This is a genomic window from Larkinella ripae, from assembly GCF_054780775.1.
Window position 1 is genome coordinate 31,178 of sequence record NZ_BAAGVR010000025.1, and the last position, 16,797, is coordinate 47,974.

Annotated in this window: 18 protein-coding genes; 12 read left to right on the forward strand and 6 right to left on the reverse strand. The window is 53.5% G+C overall.

Features of this window, described 5'->3' with window-relative positions:
* The first annotated feature begins 61 nt into the window (after positions 1-61).
* From ACYVHX_RS20100 to ACYVHX_RS20140, 9 genes are all read left to right on the forward strand, one after another.
* Entirely contained in the window at positions 62-988 is a 927-nt protein-coding gene (locus ACYVHX_RS20100) for a DUF72 domain-containing protein (protein ID WP_460673478.1), read from the forward strand.
* Positions 989-1,497: 509 nt separating this feature from the next.
* A complete protein-coding gene (gene hisH, locus ACYVHX_RS20105) occupies positions 1,498-2,088 on the forward strand; it encodes an imidazole glycerol phosphate synthase subunit HisH (RefSeq protein ID WP_460673479.1) in 591 nt (196 codons plus the stop codon).
* Positions 2,089-2,171: 83 nt separating this feature from the next.
* Positions 2,172-2,888: a 1-(5-phosphoribosyl)-5-[(5-phosphoribosylamino)methylideneamino]imidazole-4-carboxamide isomerase gene (gene hisA, locus ACYVHX_RS20110; RefSeq protein WP_460673480.1), complete on the forward strand. Its 717-nt coding sequence runs from the start codon at positions 2,172-2,174 to the stop codon at positions 2,886-2,888.
* Position 2,889: 1 nt separating this feature from the next.
* Positions 2,890-3,564: a hypothetical protein gene (locus ACYVHX_RS20115; protein ID WP_460673481.1), complete on the forward strand. Its 675-nt coding sequence runs from the start codon at positions 2,890-2,892 to the stop codon at positions 3,562-3,564.
* A gap of 18 nt (positions 3,565-3,582) precedes the next feature.
* Positions 3,583-4,344: an imidazole glycerol phosphate synthase subunit HisF gene (gene hisF, locus ACYVHX_RS20120; protein ID WP_460673482.1), complete on the forward strand. Its 762-nt coding sequence runs from the start codon at positions 3,583-3,585 to the stop codon at positions 4,342-4,344.
* Positions 4,345-4,346: 2 nt separating this feature from the next.
* The gene (hisIE, locus tag ACYVHX_RS20125) at positions 4,347-4,952 is read left to right on the forward strand and encodes a bifunctional phosphoribosyl-AMP cyclohydrolase/phosphoribosyl-ATP diphosphatase HisIE (protein ID WP_460673483.1); all 606 of its coding nucleotides are present in this window, start codon (positions 4,347-4,349) and stop codon (positions 4,950-4,952) included.
* Positions 4,953-5,047: 95 nt separating this feature from the next.
* On the forward strand, positions 5,048-5,386 hold the full coding sequence (locus tag ACYVHX_RS20130; RefSeq protein ID WP_460673484.1) for a phage holin family protein: 339 nt from the start codon (positions 5,048-5,050) through the stop codon (positions 5,384-5,386).
* Between the two features lie 54 nt (positions 5,387-5,440).
* Positions 5,441-6,217, forward strand: coding sequence for a hypothetical protein (locus tag ACYVHX_RS20135; protein WP_460673485.1), 777 nt, complete (start codon positions 5,441-5,443; stop codon positions 6,215-6,217).
* A 71-nt stretch (positions 6,218-6,288) separates the two neighbouring features.
* Positions 6,289-6,843, forward strand: coding sequence for an LOG family protein (locus ACYVHX_RS20140; protein WP_460673486.1), 555 nt, complete (start codon positions 6,289-6,291; stop codon positions 6,841-6,843).
* On the opposite strand, the gene ACYVHX_RS20145 is transcribed toward ACYVHX_RS20140, so the two are convergent.
* The gene (locus ACYVHX_RS20145; RefSeq protein WP_460673487.1) at positions 6,840-7,064 is read right to left on the reverse strand and encodes a hypothetical protein; all 225 of its coding nucleotides are present in this window, start codon (positions 7,062-7,064) and stop codon (positions 6,840-6,842) included. The genes ACYVHX_RS20140 and ACYVHX_RS20145 overlap by 4 nt on opposite strands.
* A 240-nt stretch (positions 7,065-7,304) precedes the next feature.
* On the opposite strand from ACYVHX_RS20145, the gene ACYVHX_RS20150 reads away from it, so the two are divergent.
* On the forward strand, positions 7,305-8,837 hold the full coding sequence (locus ACYVHX_RS20150) for an OmpA family protein (protein ID WP_460673659.1): 1,533 nt from the start codon (positions 7,305-7,307) through the stop codon (positions 8,835-8,837).
* A gap of 120 nt (positions 8,838-8,957) precedes the next feature.
* Here ACYVHX_RS20150 and ACYVHX_RS20155 read toward each other — a convergent pair whose 3' ends face one another.
* The 4 genes from ACYVHX_RS20155 to ACYVHX_RS20170 all read right to left on the reverse strand — a co-directional run bounded on the left by ACYVHX_RS20155 (position 8,958) and on the right by ACYVHX_RS20170 (position 11,808).
* Entirely contained in the window at positions 8,958-9,575 is a 618-nt protein-coding gene (locus ACYVHX_RS20155; protein WP_460673488.1) for a DinB family protein, read from the reverse strand.
* A 175-nt stretch (positions 9,576-9,750) separates the two neighbouring features.
* Positions 9,751-10,419 (reverse strand): hypothetical protein, encoded by a 669-nt coding sequence (locus tag ACYVHX_RS20160; protein WP_460673489.1) that lies wholly within the window; start codon positions 10,417-10,419, stop codon positions 9,751-9,753.
* A 203-nt stretch (positions 10,420-10,622) separates the two neighbouring features.
* Complete coding sequence (locus ACYVHX_RS20165) at positions 10,623-11,039, reverse strand: DUF6157 family protein (protein ID WP_460673490.1); 417 nt, start codon at positions 11,037-11,039, stop codon at positions 10,623-10,625.
* A 25-nt stretch (positions 11,040-11,064) separates the two neighbouring features.
* On the reverse strand, positions 11,065-11,808 hold the full coding sequence (locus ACYVHX_RS20170) for a hypothetical protein (protein ID WP_460673491.1): 744 nt from the start codon (positions 11,806-11,808) through the stop codon (positions 11,065-11,067).
* 302 nt (positions 11,809-12,110) lie between these two features.
* Here ACYVHX_RS20170 and ACYVHX_RS20175 point away from each other — a divergent pair, with 302 nt between their 5' ends.
* On the forward strand, positions 12,111-13,538 hold the full coding sequence (locus tag ACYVHX_RS20175) for a serine hydrolase domain-containing protein (protein ID WP_460673492.1): 1,428 nt from the start codon (positions 12,111-12,113) through the stop codon (positions 13,536-13,538).
* Positions 13,535-14,365 carry a Rossmann-fold NAD(P)-binding domain-containing protein gene (locus ACYVHX_RS20180; protein ID WP_460673493.1) on the forward strand — a complete coding sequence of 277 codons (831 nt, stop codon included), beginning with the start codon at positions 13,535-13,537 and terminating at the stop codon, positions 14,363-14,365. The genes ACYVHX_RS20175 and ACYVHX_RS20180 overlap by 4 nt, the downstream gene beginning before the upstream one ends.
* On the opposite strand, the gene ACYVHX_RS20185 is transcribed toward ACYVHX_RS20180, so the two are convergent.
* The gene (locus ACYVHX_RS20185) at positions 14,362-16,653 is read right to left on the reverse strand and encodes a TonB-dependent receptor (RefSeq protein ID WP_460673494.1); all 2,292 of its coding nucleotides are present in this window, start codon (positions 16,651-16,653) and stop codon (positions 14,362-14,364) included. The genes ACYVHX_RS20180 and ACYVHX_RS20185 overlap by 4 nt on opposite strands.
* Positions 16,654-16,797 lie beyond the last annotated feature (144 nt).

Consider the following 16,797-nt stretch of genomic DNA (forward strand, 5'->3'; position numbering starts at 1 on the left):
GCGCGAAAACGAAACACCGGATTTGGTGGTTTTACGTGCACACGACCATCTTTTTACGCGCATGGACTTTGGAAAATTGCCCACGGTCGATACTGTTGACTTTACGCTGCCGCCCGATTCGTGGTTCAACCAGACGGTTTGGGACAAAGTGGAGCCAACGACGTCTCCGGAAGTATACATTGGCGGGCCGCTTTGGGCGAATAAAAGCTACGTGGGCCGGATCTACCCGTCGCAGGCGAAAGAACGGGATTTTCTGCACTACTACACGCAGCAATTCAACACCATTGAGCTGAACAGCACCCACTACCACATCCCGACGCCGGGGATGATTGAAAAGTGGAAAACCGCAGCCGCCGACTCGCCCATTCGTCCCCGGTTTGTGTATTGCCCGAAATTTCCGCAGGCCATCAGCCACGACCGGGCGCTGGTGGCCGCCGAGTCGCTGACCGAGGAGTTTGTCAATGCGGTTTTGAGTCTGGAAGAGTACCTGGGGACGACGTTTCTTCAATTGCCGCCGACGTTCGGGCCGGATAAATGGCCGGTTTTGGAAAATTACCTGAAAAACCTGCCCGACGATCTGGAAGTGGCCGTGGAGTTCCGGCATCCCGACTGGTTTGGAAAACCGGCGATCTGGCAGCAAACGCTCGAGCGGCTTGGTGCGCTCCACCGCGATGTGGTCATTTCCGACGTGGCGGGTCGGCGCGATGTCCTGCACATGAGCCTGACGAGCCCCAAACTGGTGCTGCGGTTTGTCGCCAATGAAGGCCACCGGACCGATTACGAGCGAACGGATGCCTGGGTTGAGCGGCTGAACGGCTGGTTTGGAAAAGGCTTGCAAACTGCCTACCTGTTTATTCACGGTGGGGAAGAAAACGATACGGCCCCCGAGCTGATCCGGTATTGGGTCCGGAAACTGAATGCGGTTTGCGGCCTCAACCTGCAGGAGCCGAACATCCGGCCCGAAGTCGTTCAGGGGAGTTTGTTTTAAAACGTCTGCGCAGGGTTTGTTCCCTTTGGGAAGGAAAGAATCAGGTCGAAAATAGTGATCATCGTATCATTGCGACGATTCGGGCGGCCGGAATCAAAACAGATTCTATTTATGAAACCCAGCGGGGAATTCGGGATGAGGATGTCATTGAAACGACACGTAATCCGCTATAAGCGTTGTTTTTCTGCGTTATATCTTCAGAGAAACGGGTCGAATAAAGGAAATCCTGGTAGAACTATTTACGAACCGAGTCGAAGATTTGATCGGATGTTTTACAACAATAACCGTGGACAAAATCAGAATACGGCGTACTCATACTGACTGGCAACAATGTTTTGATTTTATAACGGGCCGGTTTACATTTGCTGTATGAATCCCGCAGGAACCATTCGTCAGCATCATCATTCTGTCTGTTAGCATGGCAGAACGGATGCGTTTTTGGGGTTGAACAAGAAACAACGAAATTCCCGATACCAAACCCGGTTCTGTCCCGAACCGGGTTTTTTGTTATGAAAACCGTCATTATCAAATACAACGCCGGAAACGTGCAGTCGGTGATGTACGCCCTGGACCGCATTGGCGCCAGCTACCTCCTGACCGACGACGAAGCCGAAATCCGCTCGGCCGACAAAGTTATTTTCCCCGGCGTGGGCGAAGCTAGCACGGCAATGGCCTACCTGCGTGAACGCGGGCTGGATCGGCTGATTCCGTCGCTGAAACAGCCGGTGCTGGGCACCTGCGTCGGTATGCAACTGCTTTGTCGGTATTCGGAAGAAGGCGACACGCCCTGTATGGGTGTGTTCGATGCGGAGGTCCGGCGGTTTCCGACAACACCCGGTTTTAAGGTGCCGCACATGGGCTGGAACAGTTTGACGGCTTTGAAAGGACCGCTGACCGAAGGACTTCCGGACCAGGCATACGTGTATTTCGTTCACAGTTACTGCGCCGGCGTTTGTGCGGAAACCACGGCGGTCTGCGAGTATGTTCAGCCGTTTAGCGCCATGTTGCAGAAGAATAATTTTTACGCAGCCCAGTTTCACGCCGAAATCAGCGGGAACATCGGGCAGCGGATTCTGGAAAATTTTTTAAAAATAGAGTAGAGAGCTTAGCCGGGAGAAAAAAGATTTCACCCCGGTTTTCTGTCTTTCGTCTTTCCGCCGTCGCGGCTCTTTGTCCCAACACCATGCACATCATTCCCGCCATCGACCTCATTGAAGGCAAAGCCGTCCGGCTGACGCAGGGCGATTACAGTCAGAAGAAAGAATACAACGCCCGCCCGCTCGAAGTGGCACAGCAGTTTGAAGATGCCGGCCTGACGCGGCTGCACCTTGTTGATCTGGACGGCGCCAGGGAAAAACGCGTCGTGAACTGGAAGGTGCTGGAGCTGATTGCGGGCAAAACCGGGTTACACATTGATTTTGGCGGGGGCGTGCAATCCGATGAGGACTTGCGGGTGGTGTTTGAATGCGGAGCCAGACAGGTGACGGGCGGCAGCATCGCCGTCAAAAAACCGGATGTGTTCGAACGCTGGCTGAGCCAGTACGGCCCGGAGAAAATTATTCTGGGCGCGGATGCCAAAAACGAGAAGATCGCTGTCAGCGGTTGGGAAGAGTCCACCGAAGTCTGGGTCTACGATTTTGTGGGAAATTACAGAGAAAAAGGCGTCCAGTACGTCATCAGCACCGACGTCGCCAAAGACGGTTTGCTGCAGGGGCCATCGTTTGAATTATACCGCAACCTGCAGGATCAGTTTCCCGGCCTGAACATCATCGCCAGCGGGGGGGTCAGCGGAGTGCAGGATCTGGAAGTGCTGGCCGACATGAACCTGTTCGGGGTGATCGTCGGCAAAGCGATCTACGAAAACCGGGTGACGTTGAAGGAGTTAAGCCAATTCCTTTAACATGAAAACGCTGTTGACCGTTTTTTGGCTGGGGTGTGGAGGGTTGTTAACATCAACAGCCTTTGGAGGCACGGTGATCAAAATGGCGACAGATACTGTCATTCGTTCGCGCTTCGAGAGCCTTGCCCGTCAACTTCGGTTGAAAAAACCGGCGTTGGAAGAAGGGGAATACGAAGTGCGGATGTGGGTTAAAGAAGAACTTCGGTACGGAGATTTCCAGGTGCTTTATGTGCTAACCAAAGAACACAATAAGCTGAAAACCACTAGATACAGCCTGGAATATGACAAACACAAGTTCACAGGATTTAAAAAACAGGTTATAAATACAAAAGAAGACCAGGCCATTTGGAAAAAATTGATAGCGAACGACATCACGATGCTGCCAGATATGGTATCATTACCGGTTTTCAGGCCTTATAAACCGGAACCCGGCGATACCTCTCGCCGGGTTGACGTATCAAGTGGAGGAGAGGTTACCATTACGATGAAAAAACGGCCTGAAAGAGGTTTTTTGTTGATCGCGGACGGGACAAGTTATCATTTTGAAATACTCAGTAAGAAGTATTACCATCACTATACGTATAGCAATCCGCTTCAGTATAGCAAGCATTATACGGATACCGTCGAATTACAAAAGGTAAGCGCAATTATTGACGAAATCATCCGGATATTTTAATAGATCGGAGTTGCATATATGCTAACCAAACGCATCATCCCCTGCCTCGACATCAAAGATGGCCGGACGGTCAAGGGAACGAATTTTATCAACCTGCGCGACGCGGGCGATCCGGTGGAACTGGGTGCCATTTACGCCAGGCAGGGTGCCGACGAGCTGGTTTTTCTGGACATTACGGCCACGGTTGACGAGCGCAAAACCCTCATCGAGCTGGTCCGGCGGGTGGCGCATGTCGTCAACATTCCGTTTACGGTCGGGGGCGGTATTTCGTCGAAAGCCGATGTGTCGGCGCTGCTCAACGCCGGGGCCGATAAAGTGTCGATCAATTCGTCGGCGGTGCGGAATCCGGCGCTGGTTGACGAACTGGCGCAGGAGTTTGGCAGTCAGTGCATCGTGGTAGCCATTGACACCCGGTTTGTGAACGGAGAGCACCTGGTTCATACGCACGGCGGGCGAAAGCCGACGGAAATCCGGACCATTCCGTGGGCGAAAGAAATTGAAAACCGGGGCGCGGGCGAAATCCTGCTGACGTCGATGGACACGGACGGCACCAAAGCCGGTTTTGCGCTCGACCTTACGGCGCAGATTTCGGGCGCGGCCAACATCCCGGTTATTGCGTCGGGCGGAGCCGGGTCGATGGCGCATTTTGTGGATGTGTTCACCCGCGGAAAAGCCGATGCCGGACTGGCCGCCAGTATTTTTCACTTCAAGGAAATCGAAATACCGGCCCTGAAAGCCTACTTACAGAAAAAAGGAATTGAAGTTCGTTTAACGGATTGATCATGAATACGGAAATAGAGTTTGCAAAAAATACCGACGGTCTGATTCCCGCCGTTATTCAGGACGCCGAAACCGGCAAAGTCCTGATGCTCGGTTACATGAATCAGGCAGCGTACGACAAAACGAAAGCCGAGGGCGTCGTGACGTTTTTCAGCCGCAGCAAACAACGGCTCTGGACGAAGGGCGAAACGTCCAATAACTTCCTGCACGTCAGGGAAATCCGGGTCGATTGCGACGGCGATACCCTGCTGATCAAAGCCCAGCCCGCCGGCCCGACCTGCCATACCGGGGCCGATACGTGCTTTAACGAAGAAAACAACGGCAAAGGGCTGTTCCTCAATTATTTGCAAAGCATCATTCGCGACCGGAAGCGAAATCCGACGGAAGGTTCCTACACGGCTTCGCTGTTTAAAAAGGGCGTGAACAAAATTGCGCAGAAAGTGGGCGAGGAAGCCGTCGAACTGGTGATTGAAGCCAAAGACAGCAACGACGAACTGTTTAAAGGCGAAGCCGCCGACCTGCTGTACCACTATCTGATCCTGCTCGAACAGAAAAACATCGATCTGGACGACATCATTGGGGTCTTGCAGCAACGGCATTCCAAATAAGGCGCTGAACAATGGTTTAACGTTTCGGGTTTGATGAGTGGAGTTGGTTTTTTTCATACAACTTCAGCCATCAAACGTTAAACGCTATACGCACTATGGGCCTGATTATCCGAATCCTTATCAGCGCGGTCGCTGTTCTTGTCGCCAGTTATTTGATTCCCGGTGTCGGTGTCGACGGTTTTGGCACGGCTTTGATCGTTGCCATCGTCCTGGGTTTGCTGAATGCCTTCCTGAAACCGATCCTGGTTTTTCTCACCATTCCCATCACGATCCTGACGCTGGGGCTTTTTTACCTGGTCATCAACGTGCTGATGGTCTACCTGACCGATTACCTGATCGGCGGTTTTCGCGTCGACGGTTTTATCGCGGCTCTACTTTTCAGCGTTGTGGTTTCCATTGTCACCTGGCTGATCGATTCGATTGTCGGCGACTGATTTTTTATAACCTTTTGCTGCGTTCGCCGGTTTCGCTTAAAACTGAGAATGGTTATGAAGGTATCTATTTCGTTGATAGTGACATTTTTAGGGATGGCAACGGCGGCTTTTAGCCAGTGCGACCCCGCCACTCCGCAACAGAATGCGGCTTATGAAAAAGTGGTAAAAGAGCTCCAGAATCAATTCAAAAATAATCCGCCGGCGGGAGACTGGAAGGTATTCGACGAGCGGAGTTCGCTCGGCAAGCTGGAATTGAGCGATGAATACGGCAAAATCTTTCGGATTTGCGGAGATCGCTACGATTTATCGTTTCAGCAGGCTTCGGCCGCAAGCCAGCAGAAAGCCCGCGCCGACAGCGCCAAATCCATTGGTGATACCATCACCCAGCAGCAACGTTCGTTTGTGATGAGCACGGACTCGGTGTATCGGGAAGCCGATCCGAACCGCACGACCGATCTGGCCAAATCGACGGTTGATATCAATGTGGAAATGAATGCGGGCAATTACCGCGTGGAAGAACCGATCAGCAACCGGTTTGCGGCTTCCTACAAAACCATTTCGGTTAATGGCGCCCCGCTGGCGCTCCAGATTGTGCTGAAACCCAACGAATCCGGGATTGCCGCCCGGCCCGAAACCGTGGTCTTGCTGGGCAACTGGAAAAACAATCTTCAGAAAAACCCGCGGGGGGATAAGCTCTACCATTATTCCTACAAGAAAGGCGGCACGATGATCGAAAATGTCATTGTGACGATCAAGGCGCCGTTCGAGGTTGCGAACGAAATCGTGCAGAAGATCGACTGGCGGGCGCTCAGCAACACGCTGACAAAGTAATCCGCGTTTTTCACCGGTCATAATTCCGGGTTCACCAACGGAATCCCGTTTCACGCGTGTATGTTTGTGGAATGAAAAGCATTGTCGTTTACTGCGGATCGAGCTCCGGCACCAATCCTCTATACAAAGAAGTCGCTCGGGAATTAGGCGAGAAATTCGCGGAAAGAGAAATCCGGTTGATCTACGGGGGGGGGAATCTGGGCCTGATGGGCGCGGTGGCCGACGCCGTGCTGTCGAATGGCGGTCAGGTAACCGGGGTTATTCCCAATTTTCTGGCGGCCTTGGAAGTGGCCCATAACACACTGACCGAACTGCATTTTGTGGAAACCATGCACGAGCGGAAGTTCAAAATGGTGCAGTTTGCCAAAGGAGTGATTGCGCTGCCCGGCGGCTACGGAACCCTGGATGAACTCTTCGAAATTCTGGCCTGGCGGCAGCTTCGGCTCTACGACGGCCCGGTGGGGATTCTGAACACCAACGGTTTTTATGATCTGATGCTCCAGCAACTGGACCGGATGGTGGCTGATGGTTTTCTGAAAGCCGAAAACCGGGAATTACTTATTGTTGCGGATACCATCGACGACCTGTTGGCGCAAATTGAAGCGTTCTGGGAGCAGGCGATTTAAATGTCGTAGTCGGTGGGTTTGGCAAACTGAACGAACAGGAAGAAGGTAAACGCTGCAAGAAATAACCAGCCCAGAATCAGTCCGTTAACCAGATAGAAGTAGCCAAATACCAGCCCAATCAGACACAAAATGACGTTGATCACCACGCGAATCCGCTCGCGGTGGGAGGGTACGGTGTGCGAAACCGTATGTTTCTTTTTTCGTTTTCTGAAGGGGTCCATCTCGGTAATTCTAACTACAGGTTTAAAATTGCGGAAAATATCCGAAATAACTGGATTTATGCCGTCAATTTTATAAATATTTACAGCAAAAAGCGGGCCGATCCGGGTAATCTGGCATTTGATTTGACTTCAATCTCGATAAACTAATCGGAGCGGATTCTTCGTTCTTATTTTATCAACCTCTACACCGTGCAAATGAAACTTCGGGAATGTGCGCTGACCGGATTTTTGGGCCTTATCATGCCGCTGGCCCTGGCCCAGCAGAACCCGGTAGCAAAAGCAGAAAGTCTGGGAAATCTGGTCAACTCCGAGTACAATGAAGTAAATCCGGTGATCTCGCCCGACGGACGAACGCTCTATTTTGCCCGCATCAGCCATCCCCAGAATACCCACGGGAACAAAGGCAGCCAGGATATCTGGTTTTCGGAGCTGAGTTCGGGGAATACCTGGGGGGCCGCCCGGCGCATGACTTCCCCGCTCAATAAAGATGAGTATAACTGCGCATACAGCATCACGCCCGACGGAAATACGATGCTGATCAAAGGCGCGTACAACAACGGTACCTACGAAACACGCGGTTTTTCGACGAGCAAACGCACTGCCATGGGCTGGTCACCCCCCCAGAAATTAAACATTCCGGGCTACGAGCGCATCAGCAAGGGGCAGTACGACTGCGGGTATCTGTCGGCCGACGGCAAGGTGCTGGTGATGGCATTCAGCGAAAAAAAGAACAGCAAGGAAGACGATATTTACGTCAGCTTTCGGCAAAAAGACGGTTCGTGGAGCAAACCGCTGAACCTCGGCGCGGAAATCAACACCGACGGAACCGAAACCACGCCCTTTCTGGCCGCCGACGGTGCGACCCTGTATTTCTCCAGCGACCGGCCCGGCGGTTCGGGCAGCAACGACATTTACGTGGCCAAACGGGTCGATAAAACCTGGAAACACTGGTCAAAACCGGTGAACCTGGGTCCGGCGATCAATACCGATGGCTATGACGCCTATTATTCCGTGGCGGCTTCGGGCGAATACGCCTACATGACGAGTTTCAAAAACACGCTCGGCAAAGGCGATATTGTGCGCATCAAGCTTATCGATACGGCAAACCCCAACGACAAAACCGTACCGCAGGAAATCCGCCCCGACCCGGTTGTGCTGGTGAGCGGCAAAGTAATCGATCAGAAAACCGGGAAGCCCATCGAAGCCAAAGTGATTTACCAGACGCTGCCCGATGGCACCGAAGCGGGTGAAGCGACTTCCGACCCGGTTACGGGTGAATACAAAATCGTTCTGCCGTACGGTAAACAGTACAGCATGCGGGCCATTGCGCCCAATTTTATCGCCGAAGGCGGCAGCGTCGATCTGCGGGAAGCCAAAGGATTTCAGGAAATTAAGGGCAAGGAGCTGACCTTGATTCCGATTGAAGTGGGCCGTGCCGTGCGGCTGAACAACATTTTCTTCGACGTGGGAAAAGCCACGCTGCGCGACGAGTCCTTCCCGGAACTCGACCGGATGGTCAGCACCTTTAACGAAAACCCCAAAATGACCATTGAAGTGGGTGGTCATACCGATAACACGGGTTCCAACGAAATCAACCTGAAACTTTCGCAGGACCGGGCCGACGCCGTTCGTGAATACTTTATCGGCAAAGGCATCGAGCCCGACCGCGTGGCCAGCAAAGGCTACGGCGAAGGAAAACCGGTGGCCAGCAACGACACCGACGAGGGCCGGCAAACCAACCGCCGGGTGGAATTTGTGATTAAAAAGAAATAAGGGAAAAGGTTGTATCGCGGAGTTGAGCGGAGAAAAGAAGAATTAAGCAGAGACTGTTTTAATGAACCTCCGTGTAACTCCTTTTTTCTCCGCTCAACTCCGCGACACAACTCGTTCCTCTCAAATTTTCCCGTCTTTCGGATAATTCGCGTGCGCTTTTACTTTCCGGATTTGCCGCAGGTGCCGATCGACGTGGCCCCACTGGTAAAGGTAGACCTGGTGCATGTTGCGCGGGTTGTCGCCAGCCGCCGTAAACTCGAACTGCGCCCGCATATCGACTTTGGTTTTTTCAGCAAAGGCAATGGCCTGGTCGCGGTGCCGCAGGAAAAACGTTAAATTGTCTTTTCCCCGGATAAAACCGGTCGGCTTCGACAGATCCGACGACTGGTGCGGGGTGTCCTCCATGATAAACGTAGTGTAGTAATGATCCGGCCGGCTGGTCTGATTCAGTTCCGGTTGCGGTTTGTTGCGCGTACCGACGCTGATTTCGCGCGCCCAGATAATTTCCCAGAGTGCCAGGTGTTCAACGACTTCGGCAATCGACCAGCGTTCGGGCGTTTCGTGGAAATGCCACTGGGCATCGGTCAGGGACTCGGTCTCGCGGATGAGTTCGTCGCGGGTTCGTTTCAGGTTCTCGACCGTGTACTGCTGGTCGGCGTCGGTCCAGAGCCGGGTCGTAGATTGGGCTAAAACCGGGCCTGCGGCTAGAAAAAAGAGGAAGATGGTAAGATGTTTCATGGTGTGAATTGTGGTTTGATTGATGCCTCAAAATTACAACCCGGGTAACCGCCGGTATTGTAAATTTGCGACATTTTTAAAGAGAAGAAGGCGGTTTTATTGGATTATACCCCGTTTCGGGTAGCATCCTGTGCCGGCTCGTTATGGGCCAAACTCCGTTGACAGGTCCCTATGATTAGTCCGCCCGGACAAACACTTCGCGTAAGCCGCCTTTCCAACCTTCCTGGGTATAATGATCGCCCTGTTTGGTAATCCTGAAGTCGCTTTTTACGCCGGTTTGCTTATGATCCCAGGAGAAAAACTCGTTGGTTTCGGTCAGAGTCTTGCCGTCGTACTGGTACCGACCCGCCCCCGCGCCGTTGAACTGCCCAGTTTTGGGGTTGTAATACGCATACACGACCAGCGGGTAACTGAAGATTTTCACCACTTTAATACCTTTATACGGCCCCGCGCCCAGGCGGGTTTTGCCCCAAGTGCCTTCCTGCATCAGCCAGACGCCCTCCAGCTCCCGGTTTTTGAGCGCTTCTTTGGCCACAATCCGCTCGTCGACCTCGCTGACTTCGTAGTTTTTGTACTTGTCGGAATTCAGAAAACCGGTTTGCTGAAACGCTTTCGGATCGACTTTGTAGTCCATCGCCAGCACCTTGCCCACGGCCGTCGAATCCCAGGAGTAGTAGGCGATTTTTTCCAGGTACTTGCCGTTTTTCAGCTCATACGTGCCGCCCCCGACGCCGTCGAAGTAGGGCCGCCCGCGTCGTTTGTCGGCATACCAGCCCGTAAACCAGTAGCCATCTTTAAACACCTTGATCACCGTGATCGAATCCCGGTTTTTCCAGGATTTCATAGCACCAAATTTGTAACGGGTTTGCCGGTAAGCACCGTTTAGCTTACTAACGGGTTCATTGGTTACCAAAGCGCATAAAGCGCTCAATACGAATAGGATACACACCTTTTTCATCGTCGGAGAGAAGTATAGTTGACGATTCAAAAGTACAATACCGGCGCGCGCCGGTATTGTAAAAGTGCGACATTTTAAAAGCCAGTTAATCAGGCTCTTTTCGAACTCATGGCCTTCACTACGTTGAGCGAGGGATCTTTTTTGAGGGTTTCGTAGGCATCACTGGCCCGGCTGAACAGGGCAATTTTCCCTTCCTTGTCACTGTGTAAGCCCCAGCCGTAGCGTTTGGTCAGCGGGGAGGCCCGAAAACACGGTTGCCCCTTCGAGAAAAACTGCGCCCGGGCAGCCTCCCATTCGCTTTCGGTCAAATCATTGCGTTCGGCATACACCTGAAACAGCACATCGTCGGACGTAAACCGGTACGGATTTTTGCTCAACAGCTCAAACTGGAGGTTGGCTACCGATTTCGCATCGCCTTTAACGGGCGGCACTTCGCCGGCCACGGCCGGGCAGTCGTCGGCCACCGCGATAAACGTGTCGGTGTAATTGGTTGTGTGTACTTTCATTTTACCGATGGCGGCTAGTGGAATACTAATCTAATCCGGGCCGTCGGAAATTCCGCGCATCCGGGAAGCTTTTTTCCATCTGCTGCCGAATGCGACCGAGCAGAATCAGCAGATCGAGCACCGCGTCGGTTTTTTCGGGGTAACTTTCCAGCAAGGTGTGCCAGGCCCGCAGCGACTGATCGATGCTGACCAGCACCAGCTTGGCTTTTCCGTTGAAATAAGCTTGCAGCGTAGCGTCGTGCGACAGGCTTTTGTTGATTTGCAGGGCCGAAACGACTTTCACCGGAATCAGCGTCCGGTACCACTTGATGGTCTCCCAGGCCTCTTTCAGTTGGTTCAGCAACGCTACGGCTTCCTGCTCCGTCCGGATTCCCAGATTGGTTTCAAACGCCTGCTGATAACCGGCCTGTTCCAGCAAATCTTTTTCCTGTTTCAGCCAGGCCGCGGTTTGGCCTAGGTAATCGTCGCACAGGTTGGTGAGGGGGTTGGGCATTTCCCCGACCGACAAACCGGCTGCTTTCGTTTCCTGTTGGAGCATTTTGGCTTCTGGCAAAAGCCGTTGCTGCTGGGCTTTGTGAAGATACGCTTTGGTGAGTTCGAGGGTTTCCATCAACCGGCTCACCAGCGTTTCGGCGTCCATCGTCGGCTGTTTTAAGCCATCCGGATATTGCGAGGCAAAATTCTGACACTGTCTGGTCAACGGACACCGTTCACACCACGAATCGCAGTAATTGTGAACATTGGGGATCAACTCCACGTCCTCTTTCATGATTTTTAAGTAGTTACGGTTTTATAAAGTAATAAAGATTACGGATCTCTACGAATTTACAGCAAGTTGTTTGTGAATTTACACGATCAAAGGTAAAAAGCAAATTATTTATCTCATTTGAAGACTATTATTTTGCCAGTCATTTCATGTGTAGTCATTTGTTTGGGGTGCCAGCGTAGCACGAGAAGTTATTAAATGGTATTTTACCAGTTATCAAAACGGAATTACAAGACGGAGCCGACGGAATTACTGGAATTGGTAACCTGATGCGTTATTTTTGACTGACCCAACCCATGCCTACCATGAAATACAGCCTTTACGTTCTGGCTCTCGTTGCAAACGTGGCCCTCGCTCAAACGCCGGAAACCGCCCGGCTTGATTCGCTGGCGGAACGGGCCAAACGGTATTTCAACGCCCAGCAACCCGATTCGACCTACGCCCTGATGGGCGAAGCGGTTCACGCCCAGATTTCGGCCGCGCAGTTTGCCCAGATTTCGCATGGTTTGAAGGCCCAGCTGGGGCGCTGGCAATCGTCGGAGCGCCGGACGGTGAAAGACGGCGTTGCCCGCTACAAAGCCACCTTCGAAAAAGGCCTGATTGATTTTTACCTCAGCCGCGACCGGGCGGAAAAAATCCACACGTTTCTGTTTAAACCGTACGAAGCTGACGTTGCCGACAAAACCGCCCCGGTTTTAACCAGCAATCCGCTCCAAACGGCGTTCGACAAACAGGTGGATGCGGTGGCGCAGCCCTACATCAAAAAAGCAAATACGGTGGGCCTGAGCATCGGTATCCTGCGAAACGACAGCCTGTTTACGTATCACTACGGCGAAACCGCCCGGGGCAGCGGGCAGTTGCCGGATGCCCATTCGTTATTCGAAATTGGCTCCATCAGCAAAACATTCACGGCTACCCTGCTGGCCGACGCCATTCAGCGCGGACTGGTGAAGCTCGATGATCCGGTCAACCGGTATTTGCCCGACTCGATTCCGGCTTTGCAGAAAGACGGGATTCCGGTGACCCTGAAAACGCTGGTAAACCACACTTCCGGTTTGCCGCGCCTGCCGACCAATTTGTTTTCGTCCGCTACGGATGCCGCCAATCCGTATAAACAGTATGACCGGAAATTGCTGTATACTTACCTGAAAACCGCTACCGTATCGCGGCAACCCGGTAAGGAGTACGAATACTCCAATCTGGCGGTCGGGTTGCTCGGCACTATTCTGGAAGTTGTTAACAAAAAACCGTACGAAGACCTGGTCAAGGAACGAATTGCCAAACCGCTGGCGATGGACCATACCGTCATTACGTTGAACGAAACCGATAAAAAGCGGTTCTTGCAGGGGCACGACGCGCAGGGCGCCCCGGTTTCGTCCTGGGAGTTTCAGTCGCTGACCGGCGCGGGCGGGCTTCGTTCGTCGGTTAATGATCTGGTGCTGTTTGTCAAAGCGGAGCTGGGAAAAGGGCCGAAAAAACTGGTGGAATTGATGAAACAAACGCAGCAAACGACATTTGTGAATGGAAAAACGGCCGTCGGACTGGGTTGGCACCGCAATGCGGACAACGCAAAACCGTGGTACTGGCACCAGGGCGGAACGGGCGGTTTTGCGACCTGCGTTGCGTTCAATCCCGCGCGTCAGATTGCCGTTATCTTGCTGGCCAACAGCCAGTCGCCGATTGAAGAAATGATTGTGGGATTTCAAAAATTTGCCGAAGAAAACACCAAATGAAGATCGAAACCATCAGTATTTTAGGGTGTGGCTGGCTGGGATTTCCGCTGGCTGAAGCGTTGCTGGATCAGGGCTACGTGGTCAAGGGCAGCTCAACCTCCAAAGACAAATTGCCGGTTTTCTGGAAGCGCGGTATCAAACCGTACGAATTGCGGTTTAATCCGGAACCGGAAGGGGACGAGTTGACCGATTTTCTGACGACGGATGCGCTGGTGATCGATATTCCGCCGAAAGCCGGGAAAACCGGCGACGATTTTCATCCCCGGCAGATTCGGGCCGTGGCCGAAGCCCTGCGCAAAACCGGGGCCAACATCCCGTATACGATCTATGTCAGCTCAACGTCGATCTACCCGGACCTGAACCGCGAAGTGGTGGAGGAAGACGTGGTGCAGCCCGCTCAGTCGCTGGCGCCGGCCTTTATCGAAGCGGAGCAGACGGTTTTGGGATTGGGCAATTCAACGGTGCTGCGCTTTGGCGGTTTGCTGGGGTACAACCGCATTCCGGGACGCTACGTAGCGGGGAAACAGGGCCTGACGACGGGGGCGGTTCCGGTCAATTACATTCACCGGGACGACGGGGTGCAAATCATCAAATCGTTTCTGGAAAAGCCACAACCGGGCCAGACCTTCAACGTTGTCGCCCCCGAACACCCGACGCGCGAAGCGGTTTACCGCAAGAACTGCGACGATTTTGGCTTTGAAACCCCAACCTTCGCCGAACCGCCGGAACCGGCTCCGTTCAAGCTGGTGAGTCCGGAAAAGCTGATCAGAACAATCGGGTATGCTTTTCAATACGCCGATCCCCTGGCGTTTTATTACGCGCCTTAAAATTTCCATTTCAGCCGCAGCGAGGCATTCCGGCCCGGATCATCGGCGTAGTACCGGAAGCGGTTCAGGTAATCGCGGTACACCGTATTGAACAGATTGGTAACGGCTAGGCCCACATCCAACTGGTATTTTTCCGAAATTGGCAGGGCAAAACCGGCCGTCAGGTTCCAGAGCGAGTAGGCGGGTGGGGGCGGAGCGAAGTCGCTGCTGGCCGAACCCGGCCCGGCCGGAACCCGGTTTTGGCGGGCTACCCATAAATGGCCAACGCCAACAAAGGCGTCCTGCAAACGGATCCCTTTGCCCAGTTCATACCGCAGGCTGTTTTCCCAACGATTTGGTGGCGTCATCACGATGGGCTGATTCTGAACCAGATCCTGCACGTACAGCAGCGACAGCTTAGACGTTCCGTTCAGGTTGGGCAGCAAAACCGCCGTCAGATTCGCATCCAAGCCCGCGTACAGCGCGTCGGTTTGGGTGTATCGGAACGACGGAAAAGCACCCCGGATGGTCAGAATGGGTTCGGCCTGCGGTTTTAGATACATGTAATTCCGAATGGTGTTGTAGAAAAAACCGACTTCGGCCTGGAGCTTTTTGCCGGTGTATTCCGTGCTGAGGCTCAAATTATAAGCCATTTCGGCTTGCAGGTTGCGGTCGCCGAGTTCGTAGGCCGCTGCGCCGTGGTGCACGCCATCGCTGAACAACTCGCTCACGTTGGGCGCGCGCCAGGACGTTCCGGCGTTAAAGCGCGTGGTCCACTGGTCGTTCATCGAGTAGGTGGCACCGATGGTTCCCGAAACGTTCTGAAACACGAACAGCGGTTTTTCCAACACCCGGTTTTCGTACCGGAAAATCTGCATGTGCCGGTAGTCGTAGCGCACACCGGCTTCGTATTCCCAGCGGTTCAGTTTTAGTTTTTCAATCCAGAAAATCCCGGCATTGTAGGTGCGGAAATTCGGAATCAGCGGCCGCCCGTTCATGATGTTGAATTGGTAAAAACCGCTGACACCCACGCTGCCGGTCAGTTTTTCGGCCACGGGTTTATGCTCAAAAACCAGATCGCCGGTGTAGGTCGTTAGCCGGAAACGGAGCTCCGGGCGATTCAAAGCCGCCAGCGAATCATTGCGAGGGCGGTGCAGGTCATACTCCATCCGGTCGTCGAACTGCCGGGCCAGCGTCAGGCTCCAGTTGCCACCGGTGGCCGGCTTCCAGTCGGTTTTCCACTTCAGCAAATCGTGCACGATCTGCTGGTAGGGCCGTCCGATGGCGTACGAAAAACCGGATTTGACGAGGGGTTCGCCGTTGTCCAGCACGGTTTGCAGATCGCTCAGGCTGCCGATGTGGGAGCCGGAAAATATGCCCAGTCTGGTGGCAAACCGGCTGTAATACAGTTCGGAGCGAAACCGGGTGCCGCGGTAACCGGTTGAAGCCGAGACGTTCTGTTCCGAACTGCCGGTGTTGTCCAGAAAATAATTCGGTGTTCGGATGTTGCCGCCCCGTTTGAGCGTTCCCTGCACCCGCCAGCCAAAGCCGTTTCCAAAACCGCCTTCGGTTTGCAGCGAAGCCACGCCCTGCCGACCGTTGCTGAAACCGACCAGATTCAGTTCGCCGTGAACGGTTTTGCCGGTAGGAAGGGGAGCCGGTTCGACCAGGATGACCCCGCCGATGGCGTCGGAACCAAAACGGACGCCCGCAGCGCCTTTGATGACCGTAATCCGATTCGCGACGAACGGATCGATTTCCGGTGCGTGCTCCGAGCCCCACTGCTGGCCTTCCTGCCGGATTCCGTTGTTCAGAATCAGCACGCGGTTGCTGTGCATCCCGTGAATGACCGGTTTGGCAATCGACGAGCCGGTTTGCAGGGTGGTCACGCCCGGGACGGTCCGCAGGGCATCGCCGAGGGACTGGCCCCGCGTCTGGTCGAGGGTTCTGCCTTCCAGCTGCGAAACCGTCTGGCTGCTGAGCGCCGTGGCCCGTTGCGCCGTTACGTTGACGTCCTGCAGGTGAATATCATCCTCCGTGAGCAGCACCGTTTGGTCGGAAGTATGCACAAGCGTGACGGATTGGGCAATCTCTTTGTAGCCAAGAATCCGGCTAACCAGCGTATAGTTTCCCTGACACAACTGACCGATTCGGTAGTGTCCTTCAGAATCGGTCACGGTGCCTTTTTGGGCTTCTCTGATGAAAACAGCCGCGCCGGGAATGGGCTGGCGGCTGTCCTTGTCCAGCACCACGCCTTTAATAAAACAATCGCAGGGGTCCTGACCGAAAGTGGGGAATCTTGTTCCCACTAGCAGTAAGAAGGTCACTACTAAGCTATATTTTAGATCACCAAGCTTCACTTTCAGAGAGTTACAATAAAAAGCGTTCGGCAAAAATAAGCAATTATGCAACCTGGTTGCATTTTGTCCCGCTTTTAATTTCAGCTTATTCGC